The sequence below is a fragment of the Hymenobacter defluvii genome, from assembly GCF_017589435.1.
Classification (GTDB): Bacteria; Bacteroidota; Bacteroidia; order Cytophagales; family Hymenobacteraceae; genus Hymenobacter; species Hymenobacter profundi.
The window spans coordinates 364801-382888 of the sequence record NZ_JAGETX010000003.1; the positions used below are offsets into that span (position 1 = coordinate 364801).

General features: G+C 58.4%; 15 protein-coding genes. 2 read left to right on the forward strand and 13 right to left on the reverse strand.

Features of this window, described 5'->3' with window-relative positions:
- Positions 1-15 precede the first annotated feature (15 nt).
- From J4D97_RS08450 to J4D97_RS08495, 10 genes are all read right to left on the reverse strand, one after another.
- Positions 16-2601 carry a M1 family metallopeptidase gene (locus tag J4D97_RS08450; RefSeq protein WP_208307186.1) on the reverse strand — a complete coding sequence of 862 codons (2586 nt, stop codon included), beginning with the start codon at positions 2599-2601 and terminating at the stop codon, positions 16-18.
- Positions 2602-2823: 222 nt separating this feature from the next.
- Positions 2824-4101 (reverse strand): threonine ammonia-lyase IlvA, encoded by a 1278-nt coding sequence (gene ilvA / locus J4D97_RS08455; protein WP_208307187.1) that lies wholly within the window; start codon positions 4099-4101, stop codon positions 2824-2826.
- Between the two features lie 193 nt (positions 4102-4294).
- Entirely contained in the window at positions 4295-5044 is a 750-nt protein-coding gene (locus J4D97_RS08460) for a methyltransferase domain-containing protein (protein ID WP_208307188.1), read from the reverse strand.
- Between the two features lie 200 nt (positions 5045-5244).
- A complete protein-coding gene (gene ilvC / locus J4D97_RS08465; protein ID WP_208307189.1) occupies positions 5245-6303 on the reverse strand; it encodes a ketol-acid reductoisomerase in 1059 nt (352 codons plus the stop codon).
- Positions 6304-6389: 86 nt separating this feature from the next.
- Positions 6390-6977: an acetolactate synthase small subunit gene (gene ilvN, locus J4D97_RS08470; protein WP_208307190.1), complete on the reverse strand. Its 588-nt coding sequence runs from the start codon at positions 6975-6977 to the stop codon at positions 6390-6392.
- Positions 6978-7144: 167 nt separating this feature from the next.
- A complete protein-coding gene (gene ilvB / locus J4D97_RS08475; protein WP_208307191.1) occupies positions 7145-8902 on the reverse strand; it encodes a biosynthetic-type acetolactate synthase large subunit in 1758 nt (585 codons plus the stop codon).
- Entirely contained in the window at positions 8865-10586 is a 1722-nt protein-coding gene (gene ilvD, locus J4D97_RS08480) for a dihydroxy-acid dehydratase (protein WP_208307192.1), read from the reverse strand. Before ilvD ends, ilvB begins: the two co-directional genes overlap by 38 nt.
- A gap of 63 nt (positions 10587-10649) precedes the next feature.
- Positions 10650-11561 carry a branched-chain amino acid transaminase gene (locus J4D97_RS08485; RefSeq protein WP_208307193.1) on the reverse strand — a complete coding sequence of 304 codons (912 nt, stop codon included), beginning with the start codon at positions 11559-11561 and terminating at the stop codon, positions 10650-10652.
- Between the two features lie 852 nt (positions 11562-12413).
- Positions 12414-13100: a hypothetical protein gene (locus J4D97_RS08490; protein ID WP_208307194.1), complete on the reverse strand. Its 687-nt coding sequence runs from the start codon at positions 13098-13100 to the stop codon at positions 12414-12416.
- 51 nt (positions 13101-13151) lie between these two features.
- Positions 13152-13394, reverse strand: a complete 243-nt coding sequence (locus J4D97_RS08495; protein ID WP_208307195.1) for a hypothetical protein — start codon at positions 13392-13394, stop codon at positions 13152-13154.
- Positions 13395-13580: 186 nt separating this feature from the next.
- Between J4D97_RS08495 and J4D97_RS08500 the strand changes: the two genes are divergently transcribed.
- Entirely contained in the window at positions 13581-14939 is a 1359-nt protein-coding gene (locus J4D97_RS08500; RefSeq protein WP_208307196.1) for a YfcC family protein, read from the forward strand.
- Positions 14940-15012: 73 nt separating this feature from the next.
- Here the strand turns inward: J4D97_RS08500 and J4D97_RS08505 are convergent, their stop codons facing one another.
- Positions 15013-15876 (reverse strand): SDR family oxidoreductase, encoded by an 864-nt coding sequence (locus J4D97_RS08505; protein WP_185280718.1) that lies wholly within the window; start codon positions 15874-15876, stop codon positions 15013-15015.
- An 84-nt stretch (positions 15877-15960) separates the two neighbouring features.
- On the opposite strand from J4D97_RS08505, the gene J4D97_RS23730 reads away from it, so the two are divergent.
- Complete coding sequence (locus tag J4D97_RS23730) at positions 15961-16092, forward strand: hypothetical protein (protein WP_279592427.1); 132 nt, start codon at positions 15961-15963, stop codon at positions 16090-16092.
- Here the strand turns inward: J4D97_RS23730 and J4D97_RS08510 are convergent.
- Positions 16062-17126 (reverse strand): PAS domain-containing sensor histidine kinase, encoded by a 1065-nt coding sequence (locus J4D97_RS08510; RefSeq protein WP_208307197.1) that lies wholly within the window; start codon positions 17124-17126, stop codon positions 16062-16064. The genes J4D97_RS23730 and J4D97_RS08510 overlap by 31 nt on opposite strands.
- A 264-nt stretch (positions 17127-17390) precedes the next feature.
- Complete coding sequence (locus J4D97_RS08515) at positions 17391-17792, reverse strand: DUF6960 family protein (RefSeq protein ID WP_208307198.1); 402 nt, start codon at positions 17790-17792, stop codon at positions 17391-17393.
- Positions 17793-18088: the final 296 nt, after the last annotated feature.

The following is an 18088-nucleotide window of genomic DNA, read 5'->3' on the forward strand; positions in this document are numbered from 1 at the left end:
ATCCATAAAAGGCTGTTACTGACCAGCCGCAGTAGTGCCCTTTTCGCCTACCAATTTCTCTGCCCGAAACACGTTATCAGCCGCCTGCAATACCTTCGCTTTCAGCTTCGGATTGTAGGTAGGGTTTGCCCGCAAAAAGTCGCGAATGATAGCAGCGGCAGTGGGCGTTTGGTACCACCGAAACGTGGCCTGCAACCAACTCTGCGGGAAAAAAATATCGCCGGTGCGCTGAATGGTTTCGAGTAGCGCCAGGCTCTGCGGCAGGTATTTTTCGGATGTGGCGGCGCGCAACGGGTGGTGCAGGTAGCCCAGCGCCGAGAGCACCCAGGCTTCCTTCTCGCGGTTTTTCTCCTCAGCTAGGCCCGTAAAAAAGCCGTCCCGCGTGGCTACGTCATCCGACAGCGCCGGTAGCAGGTACTGCAAGCGCAGACGTCGGTCGGGGTTTTGAATGCGCTGGAGCTGGGTTTGCAGGATTTGCTGATGGCCGGGGTAGGCGCGCAGGGCCAGCGCAGCGGCCAGATCAGTGTAGTCGTCTTCGGAGAGTTTCACGCCGACGGGCGGCTGCTTGGTTTGCCAGATAGTGTGCAGTCGGTCCTGCGCGGCCTGGCTTAGGGCAATGCTGGTGTAGGTCTTGAACAGCTGCTTTTTCTTGTTTGGGGCTTCCACCTGCTGCATGGCCTGCCACAGCTCCGGCTCCAGGGTAGCGGCCAGCGCCGGGCGCTGGGTGGGCGGCGTAAAACGCCAGAACACGGTCGTGAGCTGGTCGAGCAACAGGTTCAGATTCAGCTCTTCCGACTCCTGCGCCAACAGCGGCCGCACCAGCGTCAGCAGTTGCGCGGGCGACACAGCCCGCCGACCAGCCAACATATTCTCCGTGAGATTGATATACGCGGCAGCCCGCATCACCGGGCTTTGCAGCTGCCCCAGGTAGGGCAGGCTTTGCTCGTCCACCGGGAACAGCCCATAGCCCTGCCCCGACGAGTTGAACAGCACAAACCGCGGCGCGGGTTTGCCCTCGGCTTCGCGCACACGCACCTTTTCGGCTCGCATGTCCACGGTTAGTTCCTCCACGTGGTCGGCGTAGACCAGCGCTACCTCAAACTGCTGCGGCCACACGCGGCGGCTGCCGTCTTCGCCTTTTTGGTCGATGTTGAAGCGCTTGATTTTGCCATTTTGTACGCGTAGCCAGTAATCGAACTGCGGGCGGCCGGGCTCGTTCACCCATACTTTATTCCAGGCTTGCAGGTCGGTGGGCGTGCGCTCGTCGAGGATCTGGATGAGGTTGGGCCAGGTGGCGTTGCGGTAGGCGTAGCGTTTGAGGTAGGTGCGCAGGCCGTCGCGGAAGGCCTCAGGGCCCATCAGCCGTTCCAACTGGCGCATCATGATGGGCGCTTTGTGGTAGATGATGTTGCCGTAGAGCGAGCCCGCGTCCTGCAAGTTATCCAGCGGCTGCCGGATGGGATTGGCCCCGGCGGTGCGGTCTACGGCGTAGGCGGCGGGGTAGTGGTCGGTGAGAAACTTTAGGTCGAAATTGCCATCGGGCTGGGTCACCTCGCTGATTTTGTCGGCCATGAAGTTGGCAAACACCTCCTTGGTCCACACATCATTGAACCACCGCATGGTCACCAAATCGCCAAACCACATGTGGGCCGTTTCGTGGGCCAGCAGGTTGGCGCGGGCGTTGAGTTGGTCGCGAGTCGCGCCCTCGTCCAGAAACAGCGTGCTGGCTTTGTAGTCGATGGCGCCCGCGTGCTCCATGCCGCCGTACTGAAAGTCGGGCAGCGCCGCGAAGTCGAACTTGCGGAAGGGGTAGGGAATCTGGGTGTACTCAGTCAGAAACCGCAGTGCCCCAGCCTGAATATCGAAAATCGGCCCCAGGCTGCGGCTGATTTTGTCCTCATCGGTTTCGCGGTAGTACAGGTGCATGGGCCGCCCCTCCGGCTGGCGCGCCGTGCGCCGGAACTTGCCCGCCACGAAGGCAAACAGGTAGGTACTGATGGTATCGGAGGGCTGATAGCGGTAGGTCTGCCGTGCCCCTACCCTACTCGAATCGGCCACCGGACCGTTGGCCACGGCCTGCCAATCAGCGGGCACCGTGAGCGTGAGGTGAAACACGGCCTTCACGTCGGGCTGATCGAAGCAGGGAAACACCGTGCGGGCGCGGTCGGGCACGAGCAGCGTGTAGAGGTATTCCGGGTTGCGGTTCAGCGACAAGTCACCGGCCGTGAAATCGATGGCCACGCGGTTCTCCCCTACCCGCAACGCCGATGCGGGAATGACCAAGTGCTCCTGCTGCACCGTTAGCGGCTGCGGCTGACCGTTCACGGTGATGCGGCCCACATGGTCGGGCTTCTCCTTGAAATCGAGTTGCAGCGGCGCCGCGTTGTCGAGCAGCCGGAACGTGATTTCCTCCGTGGCCGGAATCGGCTCCGTCACCTGCGGTGGAACATTGAAATGCAGCCGATACGCCACCTGCCGCAACACCTGCGCCCGGTGCTGCGCCAGTTCATGCGAGACACCGGTAGTAACGGCCGGCCCTTGCGCGTGGCTGAGGGTAGGGAAAATGGGGAGCAGTAGCAGCAGGTGTTTCGCGGAGAGCATAGCGGGCGTTGTTTCCGCCGAAAGTACGGGAAGGCTGGTGAAGAGTGACGTTAGGGTAGACAAACATACTGTCATCCTGAGCGGAGCGAAGGACCTTCTCCCCTAGAACGAGTCGTTGGTACGATGGTCGTTCTAAGGGGAGAAGGTCCTTCACTGCGTTCAGGATGACAGCTATGATAAATGGTTACCTACCTTCTGACGATGGGCGCGTGCAACGCGCCCCTACACCAGCAAGGCCAAGAAATCGGGCTTGCCGTTGAGGTATTCGTAGCTGAAGCCTTCTTCCACCATTCGGGCCTTAATCAGTTCTTCGTCACCGGATTGCTGTACTTCAATACCCACGAAGACCGGACCTTTTTCCTTGTTGTTTTTCTTGATGTACTGGAAGTGAATGATGTCCTGCTCGGGTTGCAGCACGTTGTTGACGAAAGTACGCAGGGCGCCGGGCTGCTGGTTGAACGTCACCATGAAGTAGTGCTTGAGGCCCTGGAAACGCAAGGCGCGCTCCTTGATGTCCTCCATGCGGGTGATGTCGTTGTTGGAGCCACTGATGACGCACACCACGTTTTTGCCTTTGATTTCATCGGCGTACTGGCGTAGGGCCGAGATGCTGAGCGTACCGGCCAGTTCCAGCACAATGCCTTCCTCGTTGTACATCTTCAGCAAATCGGCGCACACCTGGCCTTCGGGCACCAGCACCACGTCGTCGAGCAGTTCGCGGCAGAGCTGGTAGGTCAGCTCGCCGGGGCACTTCACGGCTGCGCCATCCACAAAGCTCTCAATGGTTTCCAAGGCCCGCCGCTCCTGGTGCACTTTAATGGAATTGTGCATAGAAGGGGCGCCGGCCGGCTGCACGCCAATCAGCTTGGTGTGCGGACTCAGTTGCCGAAACACGCTCCCTACCCCGGAGGCCAGTCCACCGCCGCCAATGGGCATAAAGCAATAATCGATGTTGAAGGTAGCCTGTTGCAGCGCCTCCAGCCCTACCGTCGCCTGGCCCGCCACAATGGCCGGGTCATCGAACGGGTGCACGAAGGTGTAGTCGTGGGCGTCGCAGAAGGCCTTGGCTTCGTGGTAGGTATCATCAAACGTAGCGCCTACCAGCACTACCTCTACCTGCTCTTTCCCGAACAGGCGCACCTTATCTACCTTCTGGGCGGGCGTTTGGGCAGGCATGAAAATATAGCCACGCACGCCCAGCAGCTGGCAAGCGTGGGCCACACCCTGCGCATGATTGCCCGCCGAAGCGCACACCACTTCCCTACCCCCCGGCGCGGGCGGCAGCGTGGCCATCTTGTTGTATGCCCCCCGAATCTTGTAGGAGCGCACTATCTGCAAATCCTCCCGCTTGAGATACACGGCGGCCTCGTAGGTGCGCGACAACCACAGATTTTGTAGCAGCGGCGTCTTCAGAATCACGCCTTCCAGCGTGCGCGCCGCTTGTTGTACGTGGTCTAGGGTGACGGCCACCGCAGGGACGGAAGTAGCAGGTTCTTGCATGGAGAATTAATGTAAAAGGCGGCAGTTCATTCAGTGGTACTGGCGCGGGGCTGTGCCCCGTGTCAACTATTAGCAGGCCTCTGGCCTGCTGCCGTGCGGACCGTTAGCGGTATTTGAGCCAAGTTGTTCTGGCGATGCAGGCCAGAGGCCTGCCAATAGTTGACACGGGGCACAGCCCCGCGCCATCATACACTTACGCTTGAGCTACCACGCGCAACCGCTTGTAATCGGCTACCCATTTCCCGTCCTGAAACAGTACGGGGCATAATTCAGCATTCACCGCCGCCAGGATATCGGCTTGCTCTTCAGCTCCTACCTCTGCAAAGAAGTTGGCACCGAATTGCTGAATCCAATCCGTTAGGCCGGTTTCAGGGTCGGCAAGCGGGGTAGGCCGGTCGTAGTGCTGCACCAGCTGCACCCGGAAGCCCTGTTGCTCCAGCAGCGTTGCGTATTCACCGGGTGAGGGAAAATACCACCACTCGGCTTGAATATGCATGTGGCCACGCTGGTGCAAGTGGCGCAACAGCGCACGTACGATCTGTCCCACGTTGCCCTGACCACCAAACTCTGCTACCAAACGGCCGCCGGGCTGTAGGTGCTGGTACATGCGTTGCACTACCGCCGCCGCGTTGGGCATCCAGTGCAGCGCGGCATTGGAGAAAACAGCGTCGAAACGCTCCGGCAGCTCGAAGCTAGCTCCATCGCCTACCCGGAAATCGAGGGTAGGGAACTGCCCGCGGGCTTTATCGATCATTTCCGCCGAGGCATCTATGCCAACGACTTCGGCACCGGCATTAGCTAGTTGCTGCGTCAGCTCGCCGGAACCGCAACCCAAATCCAAGATCAACTCGCCCGGCTGCGGGGCCAGCAAGTCAATCAGCCCCGCACCATATTGGAAGACGAAGGCGTGCTTTTGGGTGTAGGTATCGGCGTTCCACTGCATGAGTTCTGACTTTAACCCCGCCCCCCCAGCCCCCTCCCCTCTGGGAGAGGGGGAGCCGTGACAGGAGCTACTAGCTGATGGCTGTTAGCTGTTAGCTTTTCGTTGAACAAGAGCTATCAGCCAACAGCTATCCGCTAACAGCTAAATCATTTGGCTCCCCCTCTCCCGGAGGGGAGGGGGCCGGGGGGTGGGGTCCTGTCTTACGCCTCTACGTTGGTCGTATTAGAGCGCAGCTCGCGCACTTTGGCGCCGGTCTGCCACAGCTCCGACTCGCGTACTTCCTTCAGCTCTTCTTGCAGCTTCTCACGGTAGTCGGGGGTGGAGCCACGCTCGATGGTGCGTTTGGCTTCGGCGCCCGAGGCCACGCTGTCGTACAGGTCGTTGAGCACGGGGAGGGTGGCTTCGCGGAATTTGCCTTTCCAGTCGAGGGCGCCGCGCTGGGCCGTTACCGAGCAGTTGGCAAACATCCAGTCCATGCCGTTTTCGCCTACCAGCGGCACTAGGCTCTGGGTCAGTTCTTCTACAGTTTCGTTGAAGGCCTCAGAGGGCGAGTGGCCGCGCTGGCGCAGCACCTGGTATTGAGCCTCGATGATGCCAGCCAAAGCACCCATCAGCACGCCCCGCTCGCCGGTAAGATCGGAGTACACTTCCTTCTTAAAGTCAGTTTGGAACAGGTAGCCCGAGCCTACCCCAATGCCCAGGGCAGTGGCTTTGGTGAAAGCTTCGCCGCTGGCATCCTGGAAGATAGCAAACGACGAGTTCAACCCGCCGCCGGCCACAAACAGGCGGCGCAGGCTGGTGCCGCTACCCTTGGGCGCTACCAGAATCACGTCGATGTCCTTGGGCGGCACGATGCCGGTTTGGTCGTTGAAGGTCACACCGAAACCGTGCGAGAAGTAGAGCGTTTTGCCGGGCGTCAGCTTTTCCTTAATAGTGGGCCACAGCGCAATCTGGCCGGCATCGGAGAGCAGATAGCACACAATGGTACCGCGCTCGGCGGCTTCTTCCAGCCCAAACAGCGTTTCGCTGGGCACCCAGCCGTCCTCCACCGCCTTCTGCCACGACGCCGAATCTTCGCGCTGGCCCACAATGACGTTGAAACCGTTGTCGCGCAGGTTCAGGGCCTGGCCGGGACCCTGCACGCCGTAGCCGAGTACGGCAATCGTTTCATCTTTGAGAAACTCCTGCGCCTTAAACAGCGGAAATTCGTCTCGGGTGATTACAGTTTCGTCGACGCCGCCAAAGTTGATGGTTGCCATAATGAAGGGTTGAGTGTTTAAAGGTTGAGTGTTGATTTCTAGTGAATTTCAATTGGTGCGGGGTAGTAACACAAGATGTTGTGCCGCTACATCGTGAAGACCTTTTCCCGGCTGTTCAGGTACTCGTTTTCGACTACTTCCGAGCCGGGTTCGCGCTGCTCAAACTCGCGCAGTTTCTTGTTGAAACCTTCGCTATCCTTGATGATGGCAATGCGGGCCGAGCGCACGAATTCGATCAAGCCATAAGGCTGCAAAACCTTGATGAGGTTGTCAGTTTCCTCGCGGTGTCCAGTGGTTTCGAATACCGTATAATCCTTGCGAATCACCACGGCACGGGCGCCGTTTTCGCGCAGCAGGCGCTCTACCAAAGCTTTTTCGGCAATGACATCGGTAGGCACTTTGTAGAGGGCCATTTCCTGCCAAATCACGTCCTCGTTGGTGTTGTAGTACACCTTCAGCACCTCTACCTGTTTCTCAATCTGCCCCGCAATCTTGCGCACTACCTCCTCCGTTTCCACAATCACGATGTTGAAGCGGTGGATGCCCTCAATCTCCGAAGGCGAGGTATTCAGGCTCTCGATGTTGATTTTGCGGCGCGAAAAGATGATGGCGATGCGGTTGAGCAGGCCAATCTGGTTTTCGGTGTAGGCTGTGATATTATATTCTTGACGCATAATTTTAAGCTGTTAGCTGGTGGCTATTAGCTGTTAGCTTTGACGTTCTGACAGATTCTGTTGTAGGAAAGCCGCCCGTTGACGTTGAGTTAAGTAGCGATTCGCTAGCTGAGTGGAAACGTTTTGTTGCACGAGAGCTAACAGCTAATAGCTAGCAGCTAGCAGCTTCATTTAAGTCTGATTTCCGCCACGCTGCACCCCTGCGGCACCATCGGGAAGATGTTGTTTTCCTTGGTCACCATCACTTCCAAGAGGTAGGAACCGTCGTGTTCCAACATGGTGCGCAGGGCGTTACGCAGGGCTGAGCGCTCCGAAACGCGCTGACCAGCAATGTAGTAGCCCTTGGCTACCTGCACGTAGTCGGGGCTGGCAATGTCGACGAAGGAGTAGCGCCGGTCGTTGAACAGCTCCTGCCACTGCCGCACCATGCCCAAAAACTGGTTGTTGAGGATGATGATTTTGACGTTGACGCCGGTTTGCATGATGGTGCCCAGCTCCTGAATCGTCATCTGCACGCCGCCGTCACCGATGATGGCTACCACGGTGCGATTGGGTGCCCCAAACTTGGCGCCGATGGCGGCGGGTAGGGAGAAACCCATGGTGCCCAGACCGCCCGAGGTGATGTTGCTGCGGCTCTGGTTGAACTTGGTGTAGCGGCAGGCCACCATCTGGTGCTGGCCCACGTCGGTTACCACAATGGCGTCGCCGCCGGTCAGCTCGTTCAGTTGCTGAATCACCTCGCCCATCGTCAGCTCCTCGGAGGTAGGAAACAGCTCGTTTTGGATAACGGCCGCCACTTCTTTGTCCCGAAATTCGTCGAAGTGCTGGCGCCAGGCGGTGTGCTGCTTCTCTTCTACCAAGGCCGTGAGCAGGGGTAGGGTTTCCTTGCAGTCGCCCCACACGGGCACGGCCGTGGGCACGTTCTTGCCGATTTCGGTGGGGTCGATGTCGAGGTGGATGATCTGGGCCTGCTTGGCGTACTTGTCGAGGCGGCCGGTCACGCGGTCATCAAAGCGCATCCCAATGGCAATCAGCACGTCGCACTCGTTGGTGAGGACGTTTGGGCCGTAGTTGCCGTGCATGCCCAGCATGCCCACGTTCAGCGGGTGGTCGGTGGGTAGGGCATCCACGCCCAGGATGGTCCAGGCGGCCGGAATGCCGCTTTTCTCCACAAACGTTTTGAATTCCTGCTCGGCTCCGCCCAGCATCACGCCCTGGCCCCAGATGATGAACGGCTTTTTGGCCTTGTTGATCAGCGCGGCCGCCTGCTCCACGTACTCATGGCGCACAATGGGCTTGGGCCGGTAGCTGCGGATGTGCTGGCAGGGCGTGTACCCGGCGAAATCGAACTGCTGAATCTGGGCGTTCTTGGTGATGTCGATGAGCACCGGGCCGGGCCGGCCACTGCGAGCAATGTAGAACGCCTTGGCCAGCACCTCCGGAATTTCGTTGGCATCCGTCACCTGGTAGTTCCACTTCGTAACGGGCGTGGTGATGTTGATGATGTCGGTTTCCTGAAACGCATCGGTACCCAGCAAGCTAGCAAACACCTGTCCCGTGATGCACACCAGCGGCGTGCTATCAATCTGGGCATCAGCCAATCCCGTCACCAGATTGGTAGCACCGGGGCCGCTGGTGGCAAACACCACCCCTACCCTACCCGACGACCGCGCATAACCCTGAGCCGCGTGAATACCGCCTTGCTCGTGGCGTACCAGCACGTGGTGCAGCTGCTCCTTGAAGTCGTAGAGCGCATCGTAAATAGGAATGATAGCACCGCCGGGGTAGCCGAAAATCGTGTCCACGCCCTCGGCTATCAACGCTTGCAGCGTGGCTACCGCGCCGGAAGTAGGCGTGGTTTCGGGGGCTACCGTCGCAACGGCCGGGCTAGCGACTGGCTGGGCTAAGGACTGGTTCGTTGACATAGTCTTCTTCGAGTAGATCGGTGATACAGCCGTGGCTGGCGTCGCTCACGGTGCGGATGTACTTGAGCAGCACACCCTGGCGCACGGGTAGCGGCGGGCGCTGCCAGGCGGCGCGGCGCTGGGCCAGCTCCTCGTCGGAGAGCTGCACGTTGATGGTGTTTTCGGTGGCGTCGAGGATGATCCAGTCGCCGTCTTGCACCAGGGCCAGGCCGCCGCCGTCGTAGGCTTCGGGGCAGACGTGGCCGATAACGAAGCCGTGCGTACCACCCGAGAAGCGGCCGTCGGTTATCAGCGCTACCTTGTCGCCCAGGCCGGCGCCCATGATGGCGGAGGTAGGCTTCAGCATTTCCGGCATGCCGGGTCCGCCCTTTGGCCCCACGTAGCGAATCACCACCACCTGACCAGCTTTGATTTTGTGGTCCGTAATACCCTGGTTTAGTTCTTCTTCTGAGTTGAACACGATGGCCGGACCTTCAAAGCGCAGTCCTTCCTTGCCGCTGATTTTGGCCACGCTACCCTTGGTGGCGAGGTTGCCGTAGAGCATCTGAATGTGCCCATCGGCTTTGATGGGATTGTCAAACGGACGCAGCAAGTCTTGCTCGGCGCCGAGCGGCTGCACGTCGGCCAGGTTTTCGGCCAGCGTGCGGCCGGTTACCGTCATCAGGTCGCCGTTGAGTAGGCCGTGGTCGAGCAGGGTGCGCTGCACAGCCGGCACGCCTCCAATCTTCGACAAATCTTCCATCAAGTATTTGCCGCTGGGCTTGAGGTCGGCCAGCACCGGCACGCGGTTGCTCACAGCCTGGAAGTCGTCCATGGTGAGGTGCACGCCGGCCGCGTGGGCAATGGCAATGAGGTGCAACACCGCGTTGGTAGAGCCGCCCAGCACCGTGACGACTACCAGCGCATTCTCAAACGCCTCGCGGGTCAGGATGTCGCGGGGCTTCAGATCCAGCTCTAGTAAGCGGCGCAGGTAGGCGCCCGTATCGAGGCACTCCTGCACCTTGGCGGGACTCTCAGCAGGCAGCGACGACGACGCGGGCACCGACATGCCCAGGGTTTCGATGGCTGCGGCCAGGGTATTGGCCGTGTACATACCGCCGCAAGCGCCGGGGCCGGGGCAGGCATTATGAATGATGCCCTGGTAGTCCTCCTCCGAAATCTGCCCGTTTACCTTCTTCCCGTACGCCTCGAAGCACGACACGATGTTGAGCTGCTGCCCCTTGAACTCGCCGCCCCGGATGCTGCCGCCGTACACCATCAGCGAAGGCCGGTTGAGCCGCGCCATGGCTATCATCGCGCCGGGCATGTTCTTATCACAGCCTACCACCGTAGCCAGCGCGTCGTAGTAGTGCGCGCCCGCCATGGCCTCAATCGAGTCGGCAATAATCTCCCTGGAAACCAGAGAGTAGCGCATTCCCGGATTGCCGTTCGTAATACCGTCGCTCACTCCAATGGTGTTGAAGCGCAGCCCAACCAGACCCTGCGCCGCCACGCCGCGCTTCACCTCGTCGGCTAGGCCGTTGAGGTGCATGTTGCAGGTGTTGCCCTCGAAACCCGTGGAGCAGATGCCCACGAAAGGCTTGCGCAAATCCGCATCCGAAAGGCCTGCCCCGATGAGCATGGCCTGGGAGGCCGGCAGGCCGTCGTCTTGGGTGTAGATGCGGCTGTATTTATTGAGAATCATGGTTGTTGTTACCGGTTGCAGGTAGGGGCGCGTTGCACGCGCCCGTGTTCGTGGTTGGAATACTTAAGCAGACTGTTCAACGGCTGGGCGCGTGCGACGCGCCCCTACCTCCTCCCGCACCAGCGCCGAATAGGCAGTAGCCAGCTTGGCGCCAATCGTCTCCTCGTAGGGCGTCGTAAACACGTGGTCGTCAATGGAGGCTACGCCGACTACCTCGGCGGCGGTGCCGGTGAGGAAAGCACCGGTGGCGTGGTGTAGGGTTTCGGGCGTGAAGAACTCCTCGAACACCGGAATATCCAGGCTGCGGGCCAAGTCGATGATGGTGTTGCGGGTGATGCCTTGCAGGATGTTGCCGGCCGGCGCAGTATACAGCGCCCCGTCCCACTCATAGAAGAAGTTGGCACCGGGACCCTCGGCCACGTAGCCGTTGATGTCTAGAAGTAGGGCTTCATCGTAGCCGCGCTGCTTGGCTTCGTGGCTGGCAATGATGGAGTTGGCGTAGTGGCTGCTCACCTTCGCCTCAATGGGCACCGACTTAGGGTTGGGCCGCTGGTAGGGCGAAATGGTGAGCCGCGTGAGCTGATTGCTAAAGTAATTGCCCCACTCCCACGCCGCCATAAATAGGCTGCTGGCAGTAGGCGCCTTGATGCTCATCATGGGGTCGGGGGCGTACACCAGCGGCCGGACGTAGGCATTGGAAAGGTTGTTTTTTTCGAGCAGCTGGTAGGTGATGTCCGTCAGCTCCTGCACCGAGTAGGCCAGCGGGATGCTGGTGGCGCGGCAGGAATACGCCAGACGCTCGTAGTGCTCTTTTATCTTGAAAACGCGCGTACCGTTGGCGGTATCGTAGGCGCGAATGCCTTCAAAGACGGCGTGGCCGTAGTGTAGGCTAGGCGAATACAGGCTGCACTGCGCCTGCTCGGCTGATATAAACTGACCGTCGTGAAAAACGAGCGTTTGGTTGGTGAAGTACATAAGCAGGCAGAGGGTAAGAGAGAAGTTCGTCAACAAAAAGCCTTTCTGAGCGGGGCTTAGAAAGGCTTCTTATGCGCAGCAATAAGTAGCGGTTTCTAGCAGCCCCACAGGCTTTGAATAATGACCAGAACGACGCACATAATTAAGAGCAACTGACGGAGACAACAGTAGAATTTGCAGCGAAGCCGGCAAGCTGGTTGCTGCCCTTCACTGTCTCAAAACTAACAGGCTCTACTGCCACCCGAAAATCTGAGCAGGCGAGGCGCTACTATTTCTAAATCAGAGAATAAAAAAGCTATTGCTTTGACTTTCAATCAATAATAAATAAGCAAAATACAATGTCTAACTGCTGAAACAAGTTTGCTTTTTATCTAAAACTACATGCTACCCGCACCGTTGGCTACTTCCTTATTTGGCAGAAGCGCCCTCCCACACTTCGAGTGCCGCCTGATGCTACTGCCTCACCCGCGTTAGCAAGGCCGTTGTGGGGCTAGAGCCTACCATAATGGTAGTGCCCTGCTCGCGGGCGTACGGATTCAGCACTTCCCCTACCCGCTGGTAACTCGTAAAGTATGCCGTTAAGTCGTCCGGTTCGTCGTTGATATTGATGACGTATTGCTACCCCGAAAGCTACTGCGGCAACCAGAACAAGGAGCCGCCATTGAAGCGCTGCGCCAGTGGTATACTATGGTAACGGTTGTAGCAGTTGATAGCCCCAGTCTTCTGTCAACACCAGCGCCGGAAGATAGAGCAAAAACAAAACGCCCCCCAGGCCTGAGCCGTGGAGGGCGTGTTATGTTAAAGGCTTTATGTAAGTGGAAATGAATGACCTACAAGTTGTCCGGCTGCTGCTTACGCGGCGGTGTGCTGCTCGCGGCCTTTCAGGCCGGCCAGCTTCGACATATCGGTGTAATAGCGGGCCAGGGCGCCATAATATTCCGCCTCATCGGCGTAGATACGGCCGGGCGCTGCTTCCTGGTAGGATGGTACTATTCCGAACTCACCCTGAATCAAAATTTGTCCTTCGGCATCTTTGCGGGTGATGCGACGGAAGGACTCCGGATCTTGCTGAAGCAAGGCCGCCAGCACGCGGTCGTCGAGCAGGTAACGGGTTTTGCCGAGGGCGTCGGTGATGTAGCGGCCGGTGTGGTGCGTCAGTTCGGGCACTGTCTCGGGCATAGCTATCCGTTGGAAGCCTTCCACGGTGCGCTCGTGGCCGAATAGTTGAACCGGCTGCTCACCTTCCATACTGGCGTCCCGATATGAGCCAAACGGCACGGGCACGGTATGCACAATCAGGGGCGTATCGTAGATATTAGGGGCATCCAGCGCGTAGTCTGCGTAGCCAAGGCGCAGGTAGTACGCTTCGTTGAGCAGGGCGCTGTTGAGCACTGCCAGCTCGTTCTGCATCTGCTCCAACCGACGCTCTATAACGCTCTTTCTAGCTACTATGTCCAGTAATTCGTTGCGAATGGTCAGGATATCCTCCCGCACTTGCTTGCGCGTTTTCCAGTATTCCGCCTCATTTATAGTTGACATCGTATCCTTTCGTTTTCCTTCTGAGCAAAGCTACCTAAGTTGTTTCGGATTTTATATGCCCGGCAGTATGATTTTTTCCAGATAATGGAAAAGACAATCCGGATTCTGGAAAATATGAATAAACAGAACTCGCTCCTCCCCTTGCACCCGCCACATCTCCGCGTAGAAGTCGTGACAGGCAAATAGTTGCAGCTCAAAACTATCCTGCTGCTGCCCAGCCAAAAAACGACCGTGCTGCACCAAGTAGGTGGTTTGCTGAGGAAGAGGCAGGAGCTTGAAAGCGGTAAATTGCATAAGCAGGACGATGATAGCAGCAACTACGACACTACCAGAACAGGTTCCCAACCAACGTAGGCGGCAAACCATACCGTATGTAGGCAGCAGCATTGAAAAGCGAATTCCTTGCAAGATAGCGGCTCTTCTACCAGTACACTATCCTTTGATTTTCTGAATTTTATCTTACCCACACCGCCGTTAGGCATGAAAAAAACTCTTCGTTTTCCGCATCCGCTGGTGCTGCTGCTTGGCTTCATTCTCTTGGCGCTATTGTTAAGCTATCTGTTGCCGGCTGGCGTCTTCAACCGGCTGCCCGACCCGGCTACCGGCCGGGACGTAGTGGTGCCGGGCTCCTACCACCACGTGCCGCCCACACCAGTAAATCCGCTGGCCGCAATTGTGGACATTCCGAAGGGAATGGCCGACGCGGCCAGCGTTATTTTCTTTGTGTTCCTGACGGGCGGCGCCTTCACCGTAGTGGATCAGACGGGGGCGTTGCGCCACGGGGTAGACTGGCTGCTGGTGCGCCTGCGCGGGCGCGAAGCGCTGGTTATTCCCATCGTGTCGCTGCTGTTTGCCACTATGGGCGCTCTGGAAAATATGCAGGAAGAAATCATTCCGCTGGTGCCAGTATTGCTGGTGCTGATGCGCCGGCTGGGCTACCCTACCATTACGGCCGCGGCGGTGAGTTTGGGCGCCGCCGCCGTGGGGGCCGCGTTCAGCCCGTTGAACCCGTTTCAGGTAGGTATTGCGCAGAAACTGGCGCAACTGCCGCTGCTCTCCGGGGCAGGGTTTCGGTTGGCGTTTCTGGCTGGCGCGCTGCTGATTTGGATTGGCGGCACCATGCGCTTTGCCCGGCGCCACCGCCAGGAGCCGGTGGTGGAAGTGGCCGCCGAGGAAGCCGCCCTAGCCGAAACCAGCCACGGCCGACACGGGCTGGTGCTGGCGCTGCTGCTGGTAGCGTTTGGCGTGTTCACCTACGGGGTACTCCGGTTGGGCTGGGAGTTTGAGCAAATGGGCGCCTTATTTTTTGGGCTGGGGGTAGCAGCTGGGCTGATCGGTGGGCTGGGTCTCAACGGCACCGCCGAGGCGTTCATCGCTGGTTTCCGCGACCTCGCTTTCTCGGCGCTCTTGATTGGGTTTGCGCGAGCCATTTTCGTGGTGCTGGAGCAGGGGCAGGTAGTCGATACCATCGTCAATAGCCTGTCGGCGCCGCTGGCGCACTTGCCGGTTACGCTTTCCGCGCTGGGTATGATGGGGGTGCATACCGCTCTGCACTTGCCAGTTCCCTCGGTGAGTGGACAGGCGGTGCTCACCATGCCTATCCTCACTCCCCTCTCCGATTTGCTGGGTCTACCCCGGCAGGTAACAGTGCTGGCCTACCAATACGGCGCCGGCCTATGCGAACTGATAACGCCTACCAACGGCGCCCTAATGGCCATTGTAGCTGCCTGCGGCGTGCGGTTTGACGCGTGGTGGCGGTTTGCCTTCCCGCTCTACCTGCTGCTGCTGGCACTAGGGACAGTGGCGGTGGTAGTGGGCATTGCCGTGGGACTGGGCTAAAAACAACTGGGTGCAATCAGGTAGCGTACTGCTACCTGATTGCACCCAGTTACCGTCGAATAAATGCTATGGCTTACGTATTCAGCACTGAGCCGCCGTTGGGGTGAATGGCCTGACCAGTGATATACGAGGAGTCTTCCGACGCCAGGAATACGTAGGCCGGGGCTACTTCCGAAGGCTGTCCAGGACGCTTCATGGTGGTGTCCTGGCCAAACTTGGCCACTTTATCGGGTGAGAAGCTAGCCGGAATCAGCGGAGTCCAGATGGGGCCGGGGGCTACCGTGTTAGCGCGGATTTTCTTATCGGCCAACTGCTGCGATATAGAGCGAATATAGGCCGTGATGGCACCTTTAGTAGAGGTGTAGTCTACCAATTGCTCGTTGCCTTTGTAGGCGTTGATCGAGGAGGTAGCAATGATAGAATCGCCTTCGTGCAAGTGCGGCAAGGCGGCTTTCACCACATATACCATCGGGAAGAAATTCACTTTGAAGGTATCCTCGAATTGCTCGTTGGGCAACTCCGACACATCTGTACTCACGAATTGCTCGGCGGCGTTGCTTATCACAATGTTCAGCTTGCCCAGCTCATCTATAGTGCGCTGCACAATGTCTTCGCAGAACTGCTTGTCGCGCAGGTCGCCAGCCAGCGTGAGGCAGCGGCGGCCTTCGGCTTCTACCAACTGGCGCGTGTCGTAGGCGTCCTGCTCTTCCTCGGGCTTGTAGGTGATGGCTACGTCGGCACCCTCGCGAGCAAAATGGATGGCCACGGCCCGGCCAATGCCGGAGTCGCCGCCTGTAATCAGGGCCACTTTATCTTGTAGCTTTTCGCTGCCCTTGTAGTTGGCCCGGATGTATTCTGGCTGCGGGGTCATTTCGGTTTCCAGGCCGGGCTGTTGGTCCTGGGCCTGCGGGGGTAGGGAGGTTGGTTTGTTTTCCATCAGGGTTTGGTTGTTAAGGTCAGTAGCGACGGTTTACGCCGCAATTCAACCTTCAAAACGGCTTCCCAAGCCCTAGAGTTGCTAGTGCGCAGCTTACTAACCCGCGCCTACTACCACCCTACGCTGCCCGGTTTTCGGTTGTGGCAACGCAGCATTCAGACCCAAAAACAGCGCAGCCTACGCCATCAGGAATCGAGCGAGGGTAGGGTGATGTAGAACGTAGTTCCCTGGTTTTCGGCACTCTCCAGCCATATCTGCCCGCGGTGCAACTCCACAATCGTTTTGATGATGGACATGCCCAGACCCGTGGTTTTCTCGCCCCGCAGACCAGGGCGGCGTGCCTTCGTAAAGCGCTCAAACAGTCCCGGCTGCAACTCCGGCGCAATGCCAATGCCATCGTCCTGCACCGTCAGGAGCACTTGGCCCGGCTGCTGTTCTATCCGCACGGTGATGTGGCCGCCTTCGTGCGTAAACTTAATGGAGTTGCTGATCAGGTTATTGAGCACCTGCAAGAACTTATTTTCGTCGAGGTTGACGTAGATGGGAGCCGAAGCAGGCAGGAAGAGAAACTGCTTGTTGAGTTGCGGCGCCGCGCGTTGGTATTCCTCCATGGTCAGGTTCACCCGCCACACCAAGTCTACCCGGTCCAGCTTCAACTCCACGTTGGCCGATGTCATGAACTCGTTGTCCACGAAGTCACGAATCAGGTTCACGCTGTCGTGGCAGATGGTTTGCATAATGCCCAGGGCCTCCGTGAGTTTAGCATTGCCCAGGGGTAGCACTTGCGCCTGCATGGCTGCGCTGATTTGCTGCACCAGCGCCAAAGGCCCCGCCAAATCGTGCGAGAGGATTTCCAGTGTGGCGTTCTTTTTGGCATTGAACCTATTCGCATTTTCCAGGTTATCGCGCTCCGTGGTGACATCGCGCAGGAAGCCACCAATCAGCACCTCCCCGTCTGCAAGCCGCTGTTGATGAGGGCTTAATACTAGAGACATCCACTGGTCAGGGGCCTCGGTGCGGCGCGCCCGGAATTCCAGCTCGTCGTGCAAATGGCCGCGCACCCACAGGTTCCAGCACCGGGCCAGGTAGGGTTGGTCGTCGGGGTGCAGGCGACTCAGCAACTCCGGCAGTTGCTCGGTGGCTTGTGCGGGCACTACCCCCAACAACTGCTCGCAGGCGGGAGTAGCGTATACCACCTGCTTGGTATTCACCTGATAAATGAAGAAGAAGTGCGGCATCTCCTCTACCATAGTCTGTAGAAAAGCCGACGGATTTATCATACTTAATACCCTGTGATAGAGGCGGCGCTAATCAGACTATACGGTCAAGTTGTCTATTTACTACGGTTGCGTTTGCGAAGTTGCACCGCCGCGGTGGGCAAATCTCTCTCTTTCACGGTATATAATCGTCATTCTGAACAGAAATAGACCACAAGAGAATCCAGCAAGGCGCCCTACCGAAGCGCGTCAAACAGAAACCACCCTTCGCTACAAAACTGAAAAACAGCAGAATACCTATACCAGCCGCAGTTCATCGCCTTCAAACACCTGCCGCACTTTGCGCTTGCGCTCTACCAACTGGTAGGTGGCGCGGTCGGTGGCTTCGTCCCAAAACACGTCGGAGATGAGGCCACGGTGAGCGGCCCGGCCAGCGGGCGGGTCTACCTCCTCCACCAAGTCGCCAAAGCTGAAGGTAGGGCGGTTGTAAAGTTCCTTGAACAGCTCGGGGCTGACTTTGAACTGCTGCTCGTCGTAGCGCAGCAGCAGCCACTCGTCGGTTTCGTCAATCTTCTCGAACAGCTTGCCTACCGGTTCTAGCCACTCAAAGGTGCGACGGTTGGCGGGGTGAATGTAGCGGTAGCCGTAAGCGGGCGTCCAGCCATAGAGGCCGTATACAACAGGTTTTGGTCGGGGCACAGAAAAGCAGGTAGTGAAGCCGCAAAGATAGACGTCGCAGCGGGTGGGTTGATCTGGCAAAAGTAAACCAACACCAAAACGGCCTTGTTCATTCCCGGCCAATTTTGTGGAAAGAACGGGCACGCCTACCCTTCCTAAAGCAGCCGTTCAAACCTGCGTCGCTCAAACAATGCACGCGCTTGGGAATCGCCCCAAACCCTCGCCTATTAGGCTGCAAGCAGCATTTCTGACGCACGCGCTGGGCCGCCAACCTCGTCAGCACAACCTAAACGAAAATTGGACAGTTAAAGGCTCAC

Coding starts and splice junctions, on each gene's coding strand:
- J4D97_RS08500 (WP_208307196.1), top strand. CDS start 13,581: ATGAAAAAAACTCTTCGTTTTCCGCATCCGCTGGTGCTGCTGCTTGGC.
- J4D97_RS08505 (WP_185280718.1), bottom strand. CDS start 15,876: ATGGAAAACAAACCAACCTCCCTACCCCCGCAGGCCCAGGACCAACAG.
- J4D97_RS08450 (WP_208307186.1), bottom strand. CDS start 2,601: ATGCTCTCCGCGAAACACCTGCTGCTACTGCTCCCCATTTTCCCTACC.
- J4D97_RS08490 (WP_208307194.1), bottom strand. CDS start 13,100: ATGTCAACTATAAATGAGGCGGAATACTGGAAAACGCGCAAGCAAGTG.
- ilvB (WP_208307191.1), bottom strand. CDS start 8,902: ATGTCAACGAACCAGTCCTTAGCCCAGCCAGTCGCTAGCCCGGCCGTT.
- J4D97_RS08485 (WP_208307193.1), bottom strand. CDS start 11,561: ATGTACTTCACCAACCAAACGCTCGTTTTTCACGACGGTCAGTTTATA.
- ilvC (WP_208307189.1), bottom strand. CDS start 6,303: ATGGCAACCATCAACTTTGGCGGCGTCGACGAAACTGTAATCACCCGA.
- J4D97_RS08460 (WP_208307188.1), bottom strand. CDS start 5,044: ATGCAGTGGAACGCCGATACCTACACCCAAAAGCACGCCTTCGTCTTC.
- ilvN (WP_208307190.1), bottom strand. CDS start 6,977: ATGCGTCAAGAATATAATATCACAGCCTACACCGAAAACCAGATTGGC.
- J4D97_RS08495 (WP_208307195.1), bottom strand. CDS start 13,394: ATGCAATTTACCGCTTTCAAGCTCCTGCCTCTTCCTCAGCAAACCACC.
- ilvA (WP_208307187.1), bottom strand. CDS start 4,101: ATGCAAGAACCTGCTACTTCCGTCCCTGCGGTGGCCGTCACCCTAGAC.
- ilvD (WP_208307192.1), bottom strand. CDS start 10,586: ATGATTCTCAATAAATACAGCCGCATCTACACCCAAGACGACGGCCTG.
- J4D97_RS08510 (WP_208307197.1), bottom strand. CDS start 17,126: ATGGTAGAGGAGATGCCGCACTTCTTCTTCATTTATCAGGTGAATACC.